This window comes from Frateuria sp. GZRe14 (assembly GCF_051900395.1).
Classification (GTDB): domain Bacteria; phylum Pseudomonadota; class Gammaproteobacteria; order Xanthomonadales; family Rhodanobacteraceae; genus Frateuria_A; species Frateuria_A edaphi.
In genome coordinates this window covers 3090359-3107825 of sequence record NZ_JBHZGJ010000001.1, presented here as the reverse complement: position 1 = coordinate 3107825, position 17467 = coordinate 3090359, and the positions used below count along the sequence as shown (strand labels likewise).

General features: G+C 67.1%; 15 protein-coding genes. 5 read left to right on the top strand and 10 right to left on the bottom strand.

What is annotated here, in order from left to right; genetic code table 11:
• Window positions 1-465: 465 nt before the first annotated feature.
• Entirely contained in the window at window positions 466-996 is a 531-nt protein-coding gene (gene metJ / locus ACFWZ1_RS14160; RefSeq protein WP_345778312.1) for a met regulon transcriptional regulator MetJ, read from the top strand.
• 277 nt (window positions 997-1273) lie between these two features.
• On the top strand, window positions 1274-2269 hold the full coding sequence (locus tag ACFWZ1_RS14155; protein WP_439666852.1) for an energy transducer TonB: 996 nt from the start codon (window positions 1274-1276) through the stop codon (window positions 2267-2269).
• Window positions 2270-2409: 140 nt separating this feature from the next.
• On the opposite strand, the gene ACFWZ1_RS14150 is transcribed toward ACFWZ1_RS14155, so the two are convergent.
• The gene (locus ACFWZ1_RS14150) at window positions 2410-3693 is read right to left on the bottom strand and encodes a serine hydrolase domain-containing protein (protein ID WP_439666851.1); all 1284 of its coding nucleotides are present in this window, start codon (window positions 3691-3693) and stop codon (window positions 2410-2412) included.
• Between the two features lie 279 nt (window positions 3694-3972).
• On the opposite strand from ACFWZ1_RS14150, the gene ACFWZ1_RS14145 reads away from it, so the two are divergent.
• On the top strand, window positions 3973-5196 hold the full coding sequence (locus ACFWZ1_RS14145) for an NTP/NDP exchange transporter (RefSeq protein ID WP_439666907.1): 1224 nt from the start codon (window positions 3973-3975) through the stop codon (window positions 5194-5196).
• A gap of 82 nt (window positions 5197-5278) precedes the next feature.
• Here ACFWZ1_RS14145 and ACFWZ1_RS14140 read toward each other — a convergent pair whose 3' ends face one another.
• The 3 genes from ACFWZ1_RS14140 to mtgA form a co-directional block, all read right to left on the bottom strand.
• Window positions 5279-5707, bottom strand: a complete 429-nt coding sequence (locus ACFWZ1_RS14140) for a CBS domain-containing protein (protein ID WP_439666850.1) — start codon at window positions 5705-5707, stop codon at window positions 5279-5281.
• Window positions 5708-5821: 114 nt separating this feature from the next.
• A complete protein-coding gene (locus tag ACFWZ1_RS14135; protein WP_439666849.1) occupies window positions 5822-6766 on the bottom strand; it encodes a glycosyltransferase family 2 protein in 945 nt (314 codons plus the stop codon).
• Window positions 6767-6769: 3 nt separating this feature from the next.
• Entirely contained in the window at window positions 6770-7510 is a 741-nt protein-coding gene (gene mtgA, locus ACFWZ1_RS14130; RefSeq protein WP_231321426.1) for a monofunctional biosynthetic peptidoglycan transglycosylase, read from the bottom strand.
• Between the two features lie 109 nt (window positions 7511-7619).
• On the opposite strand from mtgA, the gene ACFWZ1_RS14125 reads away from it, so the two are divergent.
• Complete coding sequence (locus tag ACFWZ1_RS14125; RefSeq protein ID WP_231321424.1) at window positions 7620-8519, top strand: Hsp33 family molecular chaperone HslO; 900 nt, start codon at window positions 7620-7622, stop codon at window positions 8517-8519.
• A 79-nt stretch (window positions 8520-8598) separates the two neighbouring features.
• Here ACFWZ1_RS14125 and ACFWZ1_RS14120 read toward each other — a convergent pair whose 3' ends face one another.
• Complete coding sequence (locus ACFWZ1_RS14120; protein ID WP_439666848.1) at window positions 8599-11493, bottom strand: bifunctional diguanylate cyclase/phosphodiesterase; 2895 nt, start codon at window positions 11491-11493, stop codon at window positions 8599-8601.
• 265 nt (window positions 11494-11758) lie between these two features.
• On the opposite strand from ACFWZ1_RS14120, the gene ACFWZ1_RS14115 reads away from it, so the two are divergent.
• On the top strand, window positions 11759-12652 hold the full coding sequence (locus tag ACFWZ1_RS14115; protein WP_439666847.1) for a hypothetical protein: 894 nt from the start codon (window positions 11759-11761) through the stop codon (window positions 12650-12652).
• A gap of 191 nt (window positions 12653-12843) precedes the next feature.
• On the opposite strand, the gene ACFWZ1_RS14110 is transcribed toward ACFWZ1_RS14115, so the two are convergent.
• From ACFWZ1_RS14110 to ACFWZ1_RS14090, 5 genes are all read right to left on the bottom strand, one after another.
• On the bottom strand, window positions 12844-13752 hold the full coding sequence (locus tag ACFWZ1_RS14110; RefSeq protein ID WP_439666846.1) for a DUF4097 family beta strand repeat-containing protein: 909 nt from the start codon (window positions 13750-13752) through the stop codon (window positions 12844-12846).
• A gap of 24 nt (window positions 13753-13776) precedes the next feature.
• A complete protein-coding gene (locus ACFWZ1_RS14105) occupies window positions 13777-14199 on the bottom strand; it encodes a hypothetical protein (protein ID WP_231321416.1) in 423 nt (140 codons plus the stop codon).
• Window positions 14196-14747 carry an RNA polymerase sigma factor gene (locus tag ACFWZ1_RS14100; protein ID WP_231321414.1) on the bottom strand — a complete coding sequence of 184 codons (552 nt, stop codon included), beginning with the start codon at window positions 14745-14747 and terminating at the stop codon, window positions 14196-14198. The genes ACFWZ1_RS14105 and ACFWZ1_RS14100 overlap by 4 nt, the downstream gene beginning before the upstream one ends.
• A gap of 237 nt (window positions 14748-14984) precedes the next feature.
• Complete coding sequence (locus ACFWZ1_RS14095; RefSeq protein WP_439666845.1) at window positions 14985-16763, bottom strand: phosphoenolpyruvate carboxykinase (GTP); 1779 nt, start codon at window positions 16761-16763, stop codon at window positions 14985-14987.
• Between the two features lie 125 nt (window positions 16764-16888).
• On the bottom strand, window positions 16889-17467 hold the full coding sequence (locus ACFWZ1_RS14090) for a TetR/AcrR family transcriptional regulator (protein ID WP_231321410.1): 579 nt from the start codon (window positions 17465-17467) through the stop codon (window positions 16889-16891).

The window sequence follows — 17467 nt, the reverse complement described above, 5'->3', positions numbered from 1 at the left end:
GTTCCTGGGTGGGGGGGGGGGGGGGGGGGCCCACGAGCGGCTCGCCGGCATCTGCTGGCTGCCCGGAAGGTTCGCTCCGGGAGCCTCCGAGGTGATCGATCATCGCCGTCGATCGTGCGGCTGGTCGACTTCCATTCATTCGAAACGAGGGCTCCCGCTGCTCCCGCGGGACCACTCTGGCGTACCGTTGCGGTGCGCGTCTCGCGCGCTCGAGCAAAACCATCGATATGGCGCGAAGCCTTGTGGAGCAAGGCTTTCCGGGGTAGAGGCCATTTGCGTTGTTATTTTGTATGGCCGTCTATACGTCCATTTATAAATGCCACGGTTAATCCGCCAACCCTTGCCGCGCGGCCCTTTGCGGCCTCCGGGACGGGCTTTCGACCGGTTGAATTTTCTGGTCGAAATCAATTGACAGTTGAAATCTTCAGGAATAGCTTTCGCTTCAGATCAGGGGAACGGGTCCACATGGCTGCATCGAAATTCATAACGCCTTATGTCGATCACGGCGAGAAGGCCGGCGCGGTGCGCAAGATCACCGTGTCGATTCCGCTGCATGTCCTGCGTCTGCTTTCCGACGAGCGCACCCGCCGTCAAGTGAACAATCTTCGGCACGCCACCAACAGCGACTTGCTGGTTGAGGCGTTCCTGCACGCTTTTACTGGGCAACCACTGCCAACTGATGAGGAGCTGAGACGAATGGCCACTGCCAAGAAAACCGCTGCGAAGAAACCGGCCGCCAAGAAGGCGCCCGCCAAGAAGACTGCTGTGAAGAAGGCCACCGCGAAGAAGCCGGTTGCCAAGAAGCCGGCCGCCAAGAAGGTCGCCGCCAAGAAGCCGGCCGCCAAGAAGGTTGCCGCCAAGAAGCCGGCCGCCGCCAAGAAGGCTGCCGTCAAGAAGGTTGCCGTCAAGAAGGTTGCCGCCAAGAAGGCGGCCCCGAAGAAGGCTGCGCCGGCCAAGGTGGTCAAGGCCACCAAGACCGCCAAGGCCAAGAAGTAAGTTTTTTCTAGAAGACCAACAAGCGGTATCGACTTTCTCTCCCTGCGGTGCCCAGCGCAGGGAGGGTACTTCGAAGAGCGATTCGTCCCGGCCCCGGCCGGGACGCTTCGTTTCGGGGGCGGGGAAATGCAGGTCTTCGACCGAGGCTTCCGTATTTGCCGCAACGGCGCATTGGCGGTAACTTGTGCGCACTCGCGCCGCGCACGTCCAGGGGGACGGCCGCTCCTACAGGGGGAAAAAGCGCGGGTATCTCATGCCAGCCAATGGTGAACGTCCCATGGATACCCGTACCAGATCTATGCGCGCACGCGCGCGCGGGGCCGCCCGCCCCACCTTGATCGCCGTTATCGCCATTTTCGTCCTGCTGGCCGTGGCCAGCTGGTTCCTGATCCTGCAGCCGCACCAGGAGCTGGTCATGCAGGACGGTGGCGGGCATCCGTCCACCCCGGTGTCCACCGACAAGATCGCCGTGGCGCCGCCCGCCAACGTCGAGGCGATGGACTTGAACCAGCTGCTGGCCGAGGCGCGCAAGGCGATGAACGACCATCGCGTGCTTGCGCCGGCCGGCAACAACGCATTCGAGTTCTACCTGAAAGCGCTGGAGAAGCAGCCGGGCAACCCGGTGGCCACCGACGCTCTGCGCGAAACCTTCCCGTTCGCAGCCAGCGGTGCCGAGCAGGCGATCAACGGGCGCGACTTCAATGAGGCGCAGCGCGAGATCGACCTGCTCGCGAAGGCCGACCCGGCCAACTACACGCTGACGATCCTGCGCTCCAAGCTCGATGCCCAGCGCAAACTGCTGGACAAGGAACAACAGCAGGCGCTCGAGCAGCAGCGCCAGCAGCAGTTGGCAGCCGACAAGGCCGCGGCGGACAAGGCGGCCGCCGACAAGCTTGCCACCCAGCAGAAGTCGCAGCCGTCCGAGCAGAAGGCGCCGACCGCGGTCGCAGCGACCAACACGCCGGCCACCGCCGAGCCGAACAAGCCGGCGGCGCAACAGGTCGTATCGACCGAGCCGGTGATGACCAAGTACGTGCAGCCGCGCTTCCCGACCCAGGCGCAACGTACGCGCACGCAAGGCTGGGTACTGGTGGGCTACACGGTTGACACCGAAGGCAACGTCGGCGGCGTGCAGGTGGTCGATGCACAGCCGCGCCACATGTTCGATCGCGAGGCGGTCAACGCGGTCGAACGCTGGAAGTACAAGCCGGCCACGCGCAACGGCACGCCCGTGGAAGCGAAGCTGCAGAAGAAGATCGAGTTCAAGCTCTGAGCGATGCACAGGGCAGGAAAGGCAGCGCCTGGCGCTGCCTTTTTTTTGCGCGGGCATCGCCCAAAACCAGGCTTGCGCGGGTCAGGCAAGTTGCCGGTCAGGCGGCGGTGCACACCGTCGGACCGTGGCGCGGGTTTCGTCTAGTGGCGACGGTGGCGCCTAGGGCTTGCCCTTCGTGGGCGATCGGGGGCGCTCTTTTCAAGACCTGCCCAATCCACGTGCGGCAATCCGAGAAGGCTGTCGAACACCATCGGCATCAGGCCCGACGGCGTCGGCACGCCGGCATTCCACATCGTCACCACCCCGGCGTGGTACTTGGGAAAGAAACCGATCATGGTGCGGTAACCCTCCACCGCGCCGGCGTGATAGACCAGCGTTTCACCACCGTAGGTAAACACCCGCCAGCCCAACGCGTAGGCCGCCGAGGTGAGGCGTCCATTGCGCCAGGGCGAGGAGTGCAATTCCGTCGGCGTGCGCACGCCTGGATCGTGCAGCACTTCCAGCGCTGCGGGTGAGAGCACGTCGGGGCGTCCGCCCATTTGCGCGATCAGCCACTTTTCCATGTCGCGCAGGCTGGCGTTGACGCCGGCAGCCGGGGCCACGCGGTAGTAGTTTTCCTTAGGCTCGAAGGGCACCCAGCCGCGCCGGGTGCGCCGGTGGGGGCGCGCCCAACTCTTGCTCGATTCCAGTCCGGCGCGACCGTAGCTGGCGGTGGACATGCCCAATGGCAGGAAGATGCGGCGGTCGACCAGCTTGTAGAAGAAGTTGCCGGTCATGGCGTACACCACATCGCCGATCAGGCTGAAGGCGACGTTCTGGTAGCCGTAGCATTTGCCCACGCCGCAGGTCATGTCGACCTGGTCGAGCTTGCGCACCAGTTGCTCGTAGGGGACGTCGTCTTCGAGCATGTTGTCGTAGGTGTTGCGCGGCAACCCGATTCGTTGCCCAAGGATGTCGGCGACGGTGGCGCGCTGCGTGTCGGGCACGTTCTTGAGCTTGAAGAACGGCAGAACGTTGACCAGCCGCGTGTCCCACGCCAGCTTGCCGTCCTGCACGAGGACCGCGGTGAGGCCGGTGGCAAAAGCCTTGGACAGCGACGCCAAGCGGAACACCGTGTCGGGCTTGACCGGTTCCTTGTCGGCCGCGTTGGCGTAACCGATGGTGCCCTCGAACACCACCTTGTCGTTCACCACGACCGCGGTGGCCAACCCGGCAACGGAGTCGCGTTGGTCGAGCTTGCCGAGCCACTGCCTGTACGCCTCCAGCGTCTCCTTCACGCGCTCGGGCGGAAGCGACTGCGGGGCGGACTGGATGGCTGGGGTGGAGGCGGGTGATGAAGCCGGCGTGGAGGCGCGGGCCAATGCAGGAGTGGTCGCTGCGCCCAGAAGGCCGGCGATCAGCAAGGAAAGCGTACGAAGCTGCATGCCTGGAAGAGTCCGGCGCAAAGCCGTGGAAAGTGGAGGAAAAAAGCCGGCCTGGAGCAGGCGCGATTCCCGAATTGTGGGCCACTTGGGCTGGCTCTACAACGTGAACAGGCAGGCGTCGGGCTGCCAGTGTTCAGCCGATCGGGTGCATGGGGAAGAGGTTGCGTCCGGTCGGCGGGAGCGGGCCCGGCAGCCATGCTAGGCTTTTGCGCTCCCCATGAGGCTGGACTCCCCGTGAGCCTGCGCCACAACGCCCGCGCCGACGAACGCACCGGGCTGATCCTGTCCACACTGGCCTTCTTCCTGGTGATGGCCGGCTACTACATCATCCGTCCGGTGCGCGACCAGTTGGGCGGCGCCGTCGGATCGCAGTCGCTGCCGCTGTTCTATGCGGTGACCTTCGCCGTGATGCTGCTGCTGACGCCGGTGTTCGGCTGGCTTGTCGCGCACGTATCGCGGCGTCGGCTGCTGACGTGGAGCTACAGCTTCTTCATCCTCTGCCTGGTCGCGTTCGTCCCCGCGTTCCTGGCGCAGGAACGGATCGGCGCGCGCCTGCTGGGCGTGGTGTTCTACGTATGGGTCAGCGTGTTCAACCTGTTCGTGGTGTCGCTGTTCTGGAGTTTCATGGCCGACATTTTCACCAGCCAGCAAGCGCGGCGGGTGTTTCCGCTGATCGCGCTCGGCGGCATGGGCGGGGCGATCTTCGGACCGCTGCTGACCCGGCTGCTGTTGCACGTGCTCGGCGTGGCGCAACTGCTGGTGGTGTCGTCCGTGGCGCTGGGCCTGGCGCTGGTGTTGCTGCTCCAATTGTCCGCGCGAGACGAGCAGGCGGGCGACGGGCGTGCCATGCAGGGCACCGGCGGTTCGCTGTGGGCCGGCATCCGCGAGCTGTGGTCGCGGCCGTTCCTGCGCTACATGGCGATGCTGATGCTGCTCGGCGACGGCATCGGTACGCTGGCCTATGCGCTGATGGCCGATTACGCGAAGGCGCACTTCGTTGACCGCGTCGCGCGCACGTCTTTCTACAACGACCTGGACCTGGCGACGAACGCGTTGGGTGCCCTGCTGCAGCTGACGTTGACGCGCTGGTTGATGGTGCGCCTCGGCGCCGGCTGGGGCCTGGTCGTGCCGGCGTTGGTCAACATCGGCCTGCTGTTGATGGTCGCGGTATTCGGCGCCGGCGACGTGCGGCTGCTGGGGATGGCGGTGCCCCTGCTGGCCGTGATGCTGGTGACCACACGCGGCTTCGCCTACGGCATGACCAAGCCGGCGGTCGATGCGTTGTATACCCGCGTGCCGCGCGAGACGCGCTACAAGGGCAAGAACTTCGTCGAGACCGCCGTGTGGCGCTTCGGCGACGTGCTGGTGACCAGCGGTGTGAGCGTGCTGACGTGGCTGGGCGTCGGCGTCGGCGGCATGGGCCTGATCGGCGCGGGCGTGGCGGCGACGTCGGCGTGGGTGGCGCGTCGCGCGGGGCGGGCGCCGGATCTGGCCAAGGACTGAGTCGGGCCGTAGCCGTAGAGCGGGCTTCCGCCCGCTCCTCACTTCCAAACCGGCGGGCCGACGCCCGCCCTGCGAAAGCGTGTCAGCTGGTGATGTAGCGCTGCAACTGCTCGATCTGCTCCGCCTGGGCGTCGATCACCGCCTTGACCAGGTCGCCGATCGAGATCACGCCGACCACGCGCCCACCCTCGACCACCGGCAGGTGGCGCACGCGGCGCTCGGTGCACAGGCGCATGCAGTCGAACACGTCGGTTTCGGGCGAAATGGTGAGTGGTTCGCCGCTCATGATGTCGGCCACCGCGGTCTGCGCGGAGGATCGGCCCTGCAGGATCACCTTGCGGGCGTAGTCGCGCTCGGAAACGATGCCTGACAACGCCTCGCCCTTCATCACCACCAGTGCGCCGACACGGCGCTCGGCCATCTGCCGGATGGCGTCCAGTACGGGCGCCTCGGGTGCGATCGCATAGACGTCACTGCCCTTGCTTTGCAGAAGATGCCTTACCTGACGCATGCCCGGTGCTCCTCTTCGGCCTGCGGCGGAGTGTAGCGCTGGCGCGTCGGCAGGGCGTGTAGGAGTTCGTTGCGCGCAATGACTGCCGTAGCGAGTGTCGCCCGCGACTGGTTCCTACGCGGGGCGGCGGTCGCCGTGCTGGCGCTCTTCCTCGATGAAGTACAGCGGCCGCTGCTTGCTCTCGGCATAGCTGCGTCCCAGGTATTCGCCGATCACGCCCAGCGCAAGCAGCTGCACGCCGCCCAGGAACAGGATGACCAGCATTAGCGTCGGGTAGCCGCGCACAGGGTCGCCCCAGATCAGCGCCTTGGTCAGCACCCACAGGCCGTAGGCGAACGCCAGCAGCGACGAGCCCAGGCCGACCCAGGTGGCCAGCCGCAGCGGCGCGCTGGAGAAGGAAGTGATGCCTTCGATGGCCAGCTGGGTGAGCCGCCAGTAGTTCCACTTGGTGCGGCCGCTGTGGCGCGGTTCGCGCTGGTAGCGTACGGCCGTCTGGCGGTAGCCGATCCAGGCGAACAGGCCCTTCATGAAGCGTTGGCGTTCGCGCAATCTCGAGAGTGCGTCCAGCGCGCGGCGCGAGAGCAGACGGAAGTCGCCGGTATCACGTGGCAGCGGCGTGTCCGAGACCCGTTCCATGGCGCGGTAGAAAGCCGCGGCGGTGAGGCGCTTGAGTCGCGTCTCGCCGGCACGTGCGCTTCGCGTGGCGTAGACCACGTCGAAACCGGCGTGCCACTGTGCCACCAGTTCGGGAATCAGCTCGGGCGGGTCCTGCAGGTCGGCGTCGATCACCACGGCGGCGCCCGTGGTGACGTGGTCCAGTCCCGCGGTCAGCGCTGCCTCCTTGCCGAAATTGCGCGAGAGCTTGAGCGCGCGCACGCGCCCGTCGCCGGCCAGCAGCGACTCGATCGCCCGCCAGGTGCCGTCGGTGCTGCCGTCGTCGACGTAGAGCACGGCGCTGTCCAGTCCCAGCGTGTCGAGCACCGCGCCCAGGCGCTGGTGGAAGGCATCGAGCACGGCCGCCTCGTTGTAGGCGGGGACGACGACGGTCAGTTCGCTCATGGCTCAGTGTCCTCGGCGCACGCGCGGGGGGTGGCTGGCGTCCAGGTAGCCGGGGCCGCCCAGGTGCTGCATCTGTCGCTGGATCCATTGCGTGCGGCGCTGGACGTAGGCGCTGGGACGATCGGCATGCAGGCGGCGCGGACTGGGCAGCACCGCGGCCAGGCGCGCGGCCTGCGCCGGCCCGAGTCGCGCCGGCGGCACGTGGAAATAGGCATCGCTCGCCGCGCCCACGCCGTAGATGCCGTCGCCGAGCTCGGCGATGTTCATGTACACCTCGAGGATGCGCCGCTTCGGCCAGGTCAGTTCGATCAGCACGGTGTAGTAGGCCTCCAGCCCCTTGCGCACGAAACTGCGGCCGTTCCACAGGAACAGGTTCTTGGCGACCTGCTGGCTGATGGTGCTCGCGCCGCGCAGACGCTTGCCATCATCGGCATCGTCCAGGGCGTCCTGGATCTGGTCCAGGTCGAAGCCGTGGTGGAAGGGGAACTTCTGGTCCTCGCTCGCAACCATCGCCAGCGGCACATACGGCGAGACGCGCTCCCATGGCACCCAACGCTGCTGCAGCCGGAAATCGTGCTCGCCATGCAGCAGGGCACCGACGCGCCGCTCCATCATCACGGCCGAGGTCCACGGCGGCACGAAGCGCAGCACCAGCACCACCAGCCAGGACAGCGCCAGCCACGACACCATCAGGATGGCGAGGGCGCGCAGCGGGCGGCGGAGGGCGGTGCGCAGCGTTGGCATCGTCTTGGCGTCGACCTTCGGTTGCAATCCCGGGGAGTATAAGCGGCCCATTGTCCCGCGCCGGCGCCGTCCCCATTTCTTCCGATCCCCCGTGTCGAGGTCATCTTCTGTGGAAACCGTGCTTGTCGAGGACGTGCTGCATCGCTTCGTGCTGGAACGCGCCGGCGTGCGCGGCGTGCTCGTGCGGCTGGGCGCCGCCTGGCGCGAGGTCGCCGGGCGCGCGGACTACCCGACGCCACTGCGCGAGCTGCTTGGCCAGAGCCTGGCGGCCAGTGCGTTGCTGACGGGCAACATCAAGCTGGACGGCGCGTTGTCGATCGAGCTCAAGAGCAGCGGCGCGCTGCGTCTGCTGTTCACCGAGTGCAGCGACCAGGGACGGTTGCGCGGCCTCGCGCGCTGGAACGATCCGCTGCCCGAGCCGCTGAACCTGGCCGCGCTGCCGGGCGCGGTGATGGCGATTACCATCGGCCACGCCGAGCGCGGCCAGCGCTACCAGGGCCTGGTCGAGCTCAGCCAGCCGGACCTGGCCGGTGCGCTGGAAAACTACTTCCGCTTGTCCGAACAGCTGCCCGCGCGCCTGTTGCTGGCGGCCGACGGCGCGCACGCGGTCGGGCTGATGCTGCAGAAGCTTCCGGACGAGGGCGGCCACGGCGCGGTCGAGGACGAGGATGCCTGGAACCGCGTACTGCACCTGACCGGCACGCTGGGCCGTGAGGAAATGCTGGCCACGGCGCCGGAGCAGTTGCTTTACCGGCTCTTCCACGAGGAAACCGTGCGGCTGTTCGAGCCGCGACCGCTGGCGTTCGGCTGCAGTTGTTCGCGCGAGCGAGTGGAGTCGATGCTGCGCTCGCTGGGGCGCGAAGAAGTGGAAGCGGCACTGGCGGCGCGCGATGGCGAGATCGAGGTGATCTGCGAGTTCTGCGCGCAGCGCTACACCTTCGACCGCATCGATGCCGAACACGTGCTCAGCGGCGGGGTCAGCGCAGATACGTCCACCACTGCGCAGTAAACCGGTAGGGTGAACTTCAGCCCACCATCGTCGCGGTCTGCAGTGGGCGGAAACCCGCCCCGGCCGGGCATCGAGATCGTTACGCCACGGCCGGCGTCGGATCGGCGGGCAGCCACACGCTGATCGGCTGCGGACGGGCGAACAGGAAGCCTTGCCCGAAGCGGCAGCCGACCCGCATCAGCGCCTGGCGCTGGTGCTCTTCTTCGATGCCCTCGGCGATCACGAGCATGTTCAACGAATCGGCCAACACCTGGATCGCGCGCACCACGGCCACGCCCTGGCTTTCACCTTCGCGCGGCAGTTCGGTGATGAAGGAGCGGTCGATCTTCAGCGTCTCGAACGGATACTGGTGCAGGTAGCTCAGCGAGGAGTAGCCGGTACCGAAGTCGTCCAGCGCGACCCGCACGCCGCGGCTGCGCATGTTCTCCAGGATGCGCTTGACCTGCGCCGGGTTGTCCAGCAGCGCGCGTTCGGTCACCTCGATGCGCACTTGCCGCGGCGGCAGACCGTGCTCGGCCAGCAGCGCGAGCAGGCGGGCATCGAGATCCGGCAGGCGGAAATGGCGGCCGGAGACGTTGATGCTGACGAAGCCGTCCTTGCCCAGCAGCGCCGGTGCCTGCGCGCAGACCTGCTCGAAGATCTGCCAGTCGATGCTTTCGGCACAGCCGGCTTCCTCGGCGATGATCAGGAACTCCCCCGGTGCCAGCAGGCCGCGGTCGGGGTGGTGCCAGCGCAGCAGCGCCTCGTAGCCCACCACGCGACCGTCCTCCAGCGCCACGATGGGCTGGTAGAACGGCACGAATTCGCTGCGCGCCAGGCCGCGACGCAGGTCGCTTTCGAGTTCGAGCAGCGACAGCGCTTCGCGGCGCAGCCGGTCGTCGAACACGGCCGCGCGATGGCGGCCTTCATCCTTGGCGCGGTACATCGCCGCATCGGCATCGCGCAGCAGTTCCTCCGGCTTCTGGTAGTGCGGGCCGGGCAGGGCCACTCCGATCGACGCGGACGTGAAGATCTCCTTGGCGCCCAATCGGAATGGCACCTGCAGCTCCCCGATGACGCGCTCGGCGACAGTCACCGCGGTGGCCGGATCGACGATGCCCTCCAGCAACACGGCGAACTCGTCGCCACCGAGTCGCGCGACCACGTCACGGGTCTTCAGGCAGGCGCGGATGCGTCCGCCGACCTGGAACAGCAGGTCGTCGCCGACCAGGTGGCCGACCGAGTCGTTGATCACCTTGAAGCGGTCCAGATCGATGAACAGCACCGCGAAGCCGCCTTCATCCGGTTCGCCGCGATAGCGCTCCAGTGCCTGCTCCATGCGTTGCAGCAGCAGCGTGCGATTGGGCAGGCCGGTCAGCGAATCGTGCAGGGTTTCGTACTTGAGCCGGCGCTCGACGCGCTCGCGCTCGGCGATCTGCTCGCGCAGGTCGCGGTTGGCCAGCGCCAGCGCGCGGGTGCGCTCGGTGACGCGCCGCTCCAGCCCCGCGTAGGCCTGCTTGAGCGACTCGGCCGTGTGCTTGCGCTGCAAGGCGTTGGCGATGTGATAGCTGACGAAGGTGAGCAGTTCCTGGTCACGCTCGTTGTAGGTGTGCTCGGGGGTGTAGCTCTGCACCGCCAGCACGCCCATCACCTTTTCGCCCCACACCAGCGGCACACCCAGCCAGCACAGTGAATGGGTGCCCTGGCGCTGGATTTCGCCCAATGCGGTCAGCCGTTCCAGTTGCTCCGAGTCGGCCAGCAGCGGCTTGCCGTGGCGCAGCACGTACTCGGTCGCGCCGCGGCCATGCAGGCGCGGGGCTGGCACGTTGTCCACCTCATCGACCGAGTACGGGAAGGTCAGCTGCCCGTTGTCCTCGTCGACCAGGGCGATATAGAAGTTGCGCGCGTACAGGAGCCCACCGATGACCCGGTGCACCGCCGAGTAGAACGTGTCCAGGCCCTCGGACGTGCTGGCCAGCTCGGCGATGCGGAACAGCGCCGCCTGCAGCCGCTCGCCGCGCTGGCGCTGCAGCACCTGCTGGCGAAGCACGCGATTGGCCTCGCGCAGGGCGGCCGTGCGGTCGGCCACGCGCCGTTCGAGCTCGGCCTGCGCCTGGCGCTTCTCCAGAGCGGCCTGTACGTGCTGGGCCACGTAACAGAGCAGCTCACGATCCTGCGTGGTGTACTGGGTATCGGCGCGGTAGCTCTGGATCACGATGCCGCCGACCACCTTGGCCTCGCGCAGCAGCGGCACACCGAGCCAGTGCTCGCAGTCCGGCCCGATCAGCACCAGTCGATCGGGCACCGTCCGGTTGAGCTCCTCGATCGAACCCATCATGGCCCGCCCGCCCTTGAGCAGGTTCCAGGTCAGGCTGTGCTCCAGGTCGGACAGGGGCACGCTGCGCTCGGGCGAGGGCGGGTCGCGATCGGCCGCATCGGCGTAGTACGGGAAGCGCACGCTGTCGGTGGCCTCGTCGTAAAGCACGATGTAGAAGTTTTCCGCGTACATCAGGCTGCCGACGATGGCGTGCAGCGAGCGCATCATCTCGGCCATGTTGCGTTCGGTGCCGGCCTGTTCCGCGATCGCGAACAGCGCGCGTTGCAACCGCTCGGCCAGCGCCAGGCGGGAAATCGCCTCGTACAGCCGCGCGGTCTCGGCCTGCTGGCGCATCCGCGTGCCGGCCAGGCGGCCGAACCAGGCAAGCCGCTCGCGCAGCGGTTCGGACAGCGGGGCCTCGGGTTCCAGCACGAGTACGCGCAGTCCCTGGGGGTCTTCGGCCAGTTCCATCCGGCCAGCAGCGGCCGGAACCTCCTCGCCACCGAGTTGGCGCCACCCGAGTCGGGCACGCACGTGCCAGTCGGACAACAACGTCTCGCAGACGGCCGCTACGCTGCCCGCATCCGGCGCCCCGAACAGCCGCTCGACCGCCCGGTGCAACACTTCCCGGTCGGCCGGGAAGGTCGTGGGCTCGCGGGTGGGGGGAGCCGGGTTCATGGCGGTTCTCAGGTTCCGTGGCAGGGCCGTGGCGTGACTATATCGTGCGCAGCGGGCTTTGTAGGAGTCCGATTTGCCTGATTTTTTAACCGCAGGGAACCCTGTTTTCACGGCGGGGTCCATGGGCATGGGATATGTGCCTGGGTTCACCGTTTGAGCGGCCGGTCCGCTGCGATGGGGTGTTAGGTAAACGTAAAGGAGCTATACTGTCCCCAACGAATGGCATACGCCCGCCTGTCACCTTCCGACTGCTTATCATCGACTTATGCGCCGCATCCTGCCCCTGCTGACTTTGCTGATGCCGCTCGCCGCGGCAGGGCAGTCGCTGGCTGGAAACAGTCAGGCGCAGCAGCTGTTGCATCCGGTGACGGGCCAGGCGGTCGACCTCGGTTATGGCGTCGTGGTGCCGATGTGGCGCGACCGCGATGGCCACATGCTCATGTTGAAGGCAGCCGCGCAGCCGGCGGGTTCGAGCCAGCGTGCCGATGCCTCGCTGTCGTTCCCCGTGGTCGATGCCGGGAACGTCACGTCGACCGACCTGCAGTATGGACTGGATCCGCATCTGCAGATCCATGCCGGGTTGAGCGAACACAACGGGATGGCCCGCGGTCCGCGGGTCGTCGGCAGCGAGATTGGCGCCACCTATAATCTCGGGCGCTACAGCGTGGGCGTGAGCGTAGGCGCCGACAGCGCGCCCGACCAGCGCCTGCCGCGCGTCCTGCCGGGCGCCACGCCGGGCGTCAATGGCCTGCCCGACTTCGACAGCAGCGCCCAACTCAATGCACGTGGCCGCGTGGCGGTCGGCGGGCAGAGCGGCATCGATCTGGGCGCGAGCGTGGGCCGGATCCGCCTGTTGCCGGGCAACGAACTGGGTGTCAACTCGCTCGACCAGAAGGCGCTGAGCTTCGGCGTCGACCACGGCCCGCTGAGCGGCATGCTCGTCGGCCGCACCATGCAGCCGACGTTGCCGGGCGGTTACTACGGCGACAAGCGCTGGAGCAGCATCGACCTGGGCGTCACGCTGCGGCTGCCATGGCAGGGCGAGTTGAGCATCGGTGCGCAGAACCTGTGGTCGTCGGGCGCCTCGGTGCCTACGCCGGCCGGTCCCGAGCCCGACCAGTCGCGCACGCCTTACGTGCAATACCACCAAGACCTTTAAGCTTTTCACCGAACACGAAAAGGCCGTCGCATGCGACGGCCTTTTTTGTTTCGACTCCGCCGTACGGGCCGAGCATGGCAAACGACGCCACATCGTCGTCCGAGGCTCGCAACTTCCGGAAAGCCCGCTGCAGGTGGTGTGCGTTCGCTGCGGGAGAGGCGCGCGGAGTCCCTCCCGCAGAGCCGCGGTCCTCAGTCCTTCTTGCGGATGCGCAGGTCACCGCTGAAGGTTTCCACATGGATGCGCCCCTTGCTGCCGGCGACTTCGGTGTTGAGCTCGCTGCCGGGGCCATGGTCGTGCTCGATGGCCTGGCCGAAGTCGCTGCGCAGATCGCCACTGAAACTGCTGGCGTGGATCGATGCGGACAGGCTGGCGGGCACCTGGATCTGCACGTCACCGCTCATGCTGTCGACTTCGATGCTGCCGTCTTCGGCGAGGTCGCCGTTGAGCTGCACGTCGCCGGAAACCGTGCTCAGGTCGAATTTCTTCCAGGGCCCGCCGCTCGCCTGGATGCGGCCGGAGACCGTCTGCAGCTCGGCCTGGCTGCCCAGCGCAGGGGCGAGGATGTCGCCGCTGACCGTTTGCAGGTCGGCGCGCCCGGCGTGGCCCGACTGCTGCACGGTGCCGCTCACGCTTTCGACCGAGAGGTCGGGCGTGCGGGCGTTGATCCGCACGCGGCCACTGACCGAGTTGACCGAGATGTCGCCGCCATCCATGCCGTCGATGCCCAGCGGTGCGCTGACCACTTCCACGTCGAGCGAGGCGCGCTTGGGAACGTGCAGGTCGAGCGTGGTATCGCCCATGGAATTGTCGCCGTTCCAGTTGAACCAGCCTTTGGACCCGTCGCCCTTGGGCTTGACCTTGATTTCCAGGTTGCCGTTGTCGCCGTCGATGACCAGCGGAGCCGCGCCTTCGCCGAGCGTGCCGGTAACCTGCACTTCGTTGCGGTCCCAGGCCGTGATGGTCACCTGGCCCTTGACGTTGCTCACGTTGATGCGCGCGTCGGCGTTTGCCGGGTGATGCAGGTTGATTGGCGTGTCGGCCAGCGCCTGGCCGATGCACAGGGTGAGCAGCAGGGGAAGGTAACGAGCGGTTTTCATCGAATGACTCCTTGAACGGTGTTCTCAGCCGGCCTGCTGGTCGAGCTGGCGCAGCCGCGATTGCTGTTGATGGGTGCGCGACAGGAGTCGCTGCAATGCCGGTGAATGGGGGGACTGCTCCAGGGCCTGCCTAAGTTCCAGGCGCGCGGCGTCCAGTTCGATCGCCGCACCGGCCAGGCGCGGGTCGTCAGGCTTCCACGGCGCCTGGGTGGTGGCCGTGGCGGCGGCTTGCGGGTGGACGAGCAGCCCGTCCTGGCGCGTGCTCAGGGACACGGCGAGCAGGCTCAGGCCGGCGAAGCTCGCGGCAAGCAGCCAGCCCGGACGCGAGCTGGTGCGCACTGGTGCAGTCGGTTCCAGCGCGGCGTCGATGCGCGCCCACAGATCGTGGGACGGTGCGACCGGCGCGCGCAATCCGCGCAGCTGGCGACGCCATTCGAATTCGTTCATGACGGTTCTCCGGGTTCAAGCATCCGCCGCAGCAGCCCGCGGGCACGGTGCAGCTGCGCTTTGGACGTACCGACGGCCATGTCCAGTTCGCTGGCGATCTCCTCGTGGAGCCAGCCTTCCACGTCATGCAGGACCAGCACCGCGCGGGCGCGGGGCGGCAGTTTGGCGATGGCGCGCTCCAGCTCCTCGCGCTCGGCGGCGCAGAATGGCACCTCGCCCGGGTCCGGCAGGTCGTCCTCGCCGACGAAGCCGACCGGCTGCGCGCCGCGCGAACGGATGTCCATCAGTGCCACGTTCACCGCCAGCCGGTACAGCCACGTGCCGAAGGCGCTTTCGTGGCGGAAGTCGGCAAGCTTCTGCCAGGCGCGCACGAAGGCGTCCTGGGTCAGGTCTTCGGCGCGTGCGTGGTCGTAGCCGGCCAGCCGGTAGACCGCTCCGTAGATGCGGTCGACGTGCTGGCGATACAGCCGCTGGAACGCCTGGCGATCGCCCCTGGCCGCGGCGCGCGCGTCATCGGCGTCGGACCACGCGACAGGCGGTGGTGGCATCGGGCTTCCAGTGGCGAGGCAGGCGGCATCCATCTTGCCAGCTTGGATGCACGCAAGTGGCGGAACGTTTAAGCAGGCCTACCCCTCCGCTTTGGGGCAAGAGATGAGCGAGGGCGATTCGTGGTTTGGCGCTTGCCTGGCAGGCTGCGCTTTTGGCTTGCTTCAATCCCGACCCTTTCGCGAGGGTGGGCCCTCATCCCAACCCTCTCCCCCGGAGGGGAGAGGGGCTTCGTGCCATCAGGCTGTGGCGGCGCGCGGCTCGGTTTTGGCGGTGGACAGGCCGCTGGCCACACGCTGCTGCTCCTGACGCAGGCGCTCGGGCATGCGAGAGCCGAAACTGCCAAGGTATTCGCCGATGGCGTCGAGTTCGGCCTGCCAGCCGGCCGTGTCGATGTCGAGCAGTTCGCTGGCGGCTTCGCGCGGGAGGTTCAGACCTTCCAGTTTCAACTCGCCTTCGGCCGGCACGATGCCGATCGGCGTCTCCACGCCACGCGCCTTGCCATCGACGCGGTTGATCATCCACTCCAGTACGCGCAGGTTCTCGCCGAAGCCCGGCCAGAGGAACTTGCCGTCCTTGCCCTTGCGGAACCAGTTGACGTGGAAGACCTTCGGCAGCTTCATGCCCGGCTTGTCGAACGACAGCCAGTGCGCGAAGTAGTCGCCGTAGTGGTAGCCGCAGAACGGCTTCATCGCCATCGAATCGCGGCGCAGCACGCCGACCGCGCCGGTGGCCGCGGCGGTGGTTTCCGAACCCATCGCCGCGCCCATCAGCACCCCGTGCGCCCAGTCGCGCGCTTCCATCACCAGCGGCAGCAGCGAAGGCCGGCGGCCACCGAAGACGATCGCGTCGATCGGCACACCCTGCGCGTCCTCGGCCTTCTCCGACCAGGTCGGGCACTGTTTCGCGCTCACGGTGAAGCGCGAATTCGGGTGTGCGGCCGGACCGTTGGCGGCATCATAGGGACGGCCCTGCCAGTCGGTGACCGGCGTGCCGGGCAGGCCTTCCCACCACGGCTGGTTGTCGGCGGTAACCGCGACGTTCGTGAAGATGGTGTCGCGCGAGATGGATTTCAGCGCGTTGGAATTGGTCGCCGTGCTCGTGCCCGGCGCTACGCCGAAGAAACCGGCTTCCGGGTTGATCGCGTACAGCCGGCCGTCCGCGCCCGGGCGCATCCAGCAGATGTCGTCCCCCACCGTCCACACCTTCCAGCCGTCCTTGCGGTAGCCCTCCGGCGGAATGAGCATGGCCAGGTTGGTCTTGCCGCAGGCCGACGGGAAGGCCGCGGCGATGTAGCGGGTTTCGCCCTGGGGGTTCTCGAGGCCGACGATGAGCATGTGTTCGGCCAGCCAGCCCTCGTCGCGGGCCTGGTTGGAGGCGATGCGCAAGGCATGGCACTTCTTGCCCAGCAGCGCGTTGCCGCCGTAGCCGGAACCGTAGGACTTGATCGTGCGCTCCTCGGGGAAGTGCATGATGAAGCGGCGCTCAGGGTCGAGCTCGCCGGTCGAATGCAGGCCCTTGACGAACGTACCCTCGCGCTCGATGCGCTCCTGCGCGGCCTTCCCCATGCGCGTCATGATGCGCATGTTGGCAACCACGTATGGACTGTCGGTGATCTCCACGCCGCAGCGCGACAGCGGCGAGTCGATAGGGCCCATGCAGTACGGGATCACGTACATCGTGCGGCCTTCCATGCAGCCGTCGAACAAGGCGTCGATCTTGGCGTGCGCCTCGGCCGGGTCCATCCAGTGGTTGTTTGGGCCGGCGTCGTCCTGGTTCTTGTGGCAGACGAAAGTCAGGTGCTCCACGCGCGCCACATCGGACGGGTTGGAGCGGTGGAGGTAGCAGCCCGGATGGGTTTCCTGGTTGAGCTCGATCAGGGTGCCGTCGGCCAGCATCTCCTTGACCAACCGCTGGTACTCGGCCTCCGAGCCGTCGCACCAATGGATCTTCGATGGCCGCGTGCGCGCGGCCACCTCGTTCACCCAGCGCTCGAGCGCTTCCAGCTTGCTGGCCATGATGTCCTCTTCTAAGGTCTTAGGAAAAAAGGGTTCCGAAACGCTAGTTTGCGTGCACTGGTATTGCAAGGTTGAGTGCAGCAAAAGGCGCGCGCAGACGCGCGCAACCGCCCCCGAGAGCTTTATCAGGCCGGAATCAATGTCGCGATCATGTGTTCCACGTAGGCGTCGAAATCCTCGTGGCTGATGCGGGGCAGGCCGAGCGTGAAATTGAGCTGCAGGAAGCCGACGTAGGCGGCATAGGTCAGCCGCGCCCGGTTGAGCGCCTGGACCGGCGGCAAGCCGGCCTCACGGAAGGCGGTGGCCAGGAATTCGGTGCGCCGTTGCGACACGCGCGCCATCACCGGCACCACCAGCGGGTGGTCCAGCGCCTTGAGCAGCGCAGCGTAGACGCGGTGCGGGCGCAGTTCGTGGGCGACGCGACGGAACAGCTCGGGCAGGCGCTCTCGCGGATCGGCGATGGACTCGATCTGTGCGATGACTTCGCGCTCGCCGTACTGCTCCCAACGTTCCAGCGCCGCCTGCAGCAACGCTTCGCGGGTCCGGAAATGCCAGTAGAAACTGCCCTTGGTCACACCCAGCCGGCGGGCCAAGGCTTCCACCGCCAGTGCCCCGACGCCCTGCTCGGCGATCAGATCCAGGGCGGCGTCCTCCCAGTTTTCGGCGGACAGGCGGGTACGTTCGGGCTTGCTGCTGGCGTTCAT

Bases quoted from the DNA above. Each gene is read 5' to 3' on its own strand.
- ACFWZ1_RS14135 (WP_439666849.1), bottom strand. From the start codon at position 6,766: ATGAGCGAACTGACCGTCGTCGTCCCCGCCTACAACGAGGCGGCCGTG.
- ACFWZ1_RS14140 (WP_439666850.1), bottom strand. From the start codon at position 5,707: ATGCGTCAGGTAAGGCATCTTCTGCAAAGCAAGGGCAGTGACGTCTAT.
- metJ (WP_345778312.1), top strand. From the start codon at position 466: ATGGCTGCATCGAAATTCATAACGCCTTATGTCGATCACGGCGAGAAG.
- ACFWZ1_RS14120 (WP_439666848.1), bottom strand. From the start codon at position 11,493: ATGAACCCGGCTCCCCCCACCCGCGAGCCCACGACCTTCCCGGCCGAC.
- ACFWZ1_RS14155 (WP_439666852.1), top strand. From the start codon at position 1,274: ATGGATACCCGTACCAGATCTATGCGCGCACGCGCGCGCGGGGCCGCC.
- ACFWZ1_RS14095 (WP_439666845.1), bottom strand. From the start codon at position 16,763: ATGGCCAGCAAGCTGGAAGCGCTCGAGCGCTGGGTGAACGAGGTGGCC.
- ACFWZ1_RS14150 (WP_439666851.1), bottom strand. From the start codon at position 3,693: ATGCAGCTTCGTACGCTTTCCTTGCTGATCGCCGGCCTTCTGGGCGCA.
- ACFWZ1_RS14100 (WP_231321414.1), bottom strand. From the start codon at position 14,747: ATGCCACCACCGCCTGTCGCGTGGTCCGACGCCGATGACGCGCGCGCC.
- ACFWZ1_RS14105 (WP_231321416.1), bottom strand. From the start codon at position 14,199: ATGAACGAATTCGAATGGCGTCGCCAGCTGCGCGGATTGCGCGCGCCG.
- ACFWZ1_RS14090 (WP_231321410.1), bottom strand. From the start codon at position 17,467: ATGAACGCCAGCAGCAAGCCCGAACGTACCCGCCTGTCCGCCGAAAAC.
- ACFWZ1_RS14110 (WP_439666846.1), bottom strand. From the start codon at position 13,752: ATGAAAACCGCTCGTTACCTTCCCCTGCTGCTCACCCTGTGCATCGGC.
- mtgA (WP_231321426.1), bottom strand. From the start codon at position 7,510: ATGCCAACGCTGCGCACCGCCCTCCGCCGCCCGCTGCGCGCCCTCGCC.
- ACFWZ1_RS14115 (WP_439666847.1), top strand. From the start codon at position 11,759: ATGCGCCGCATCCTGCCCCTGCTGACTTTGCTGATGCCGCTCGCCGCG.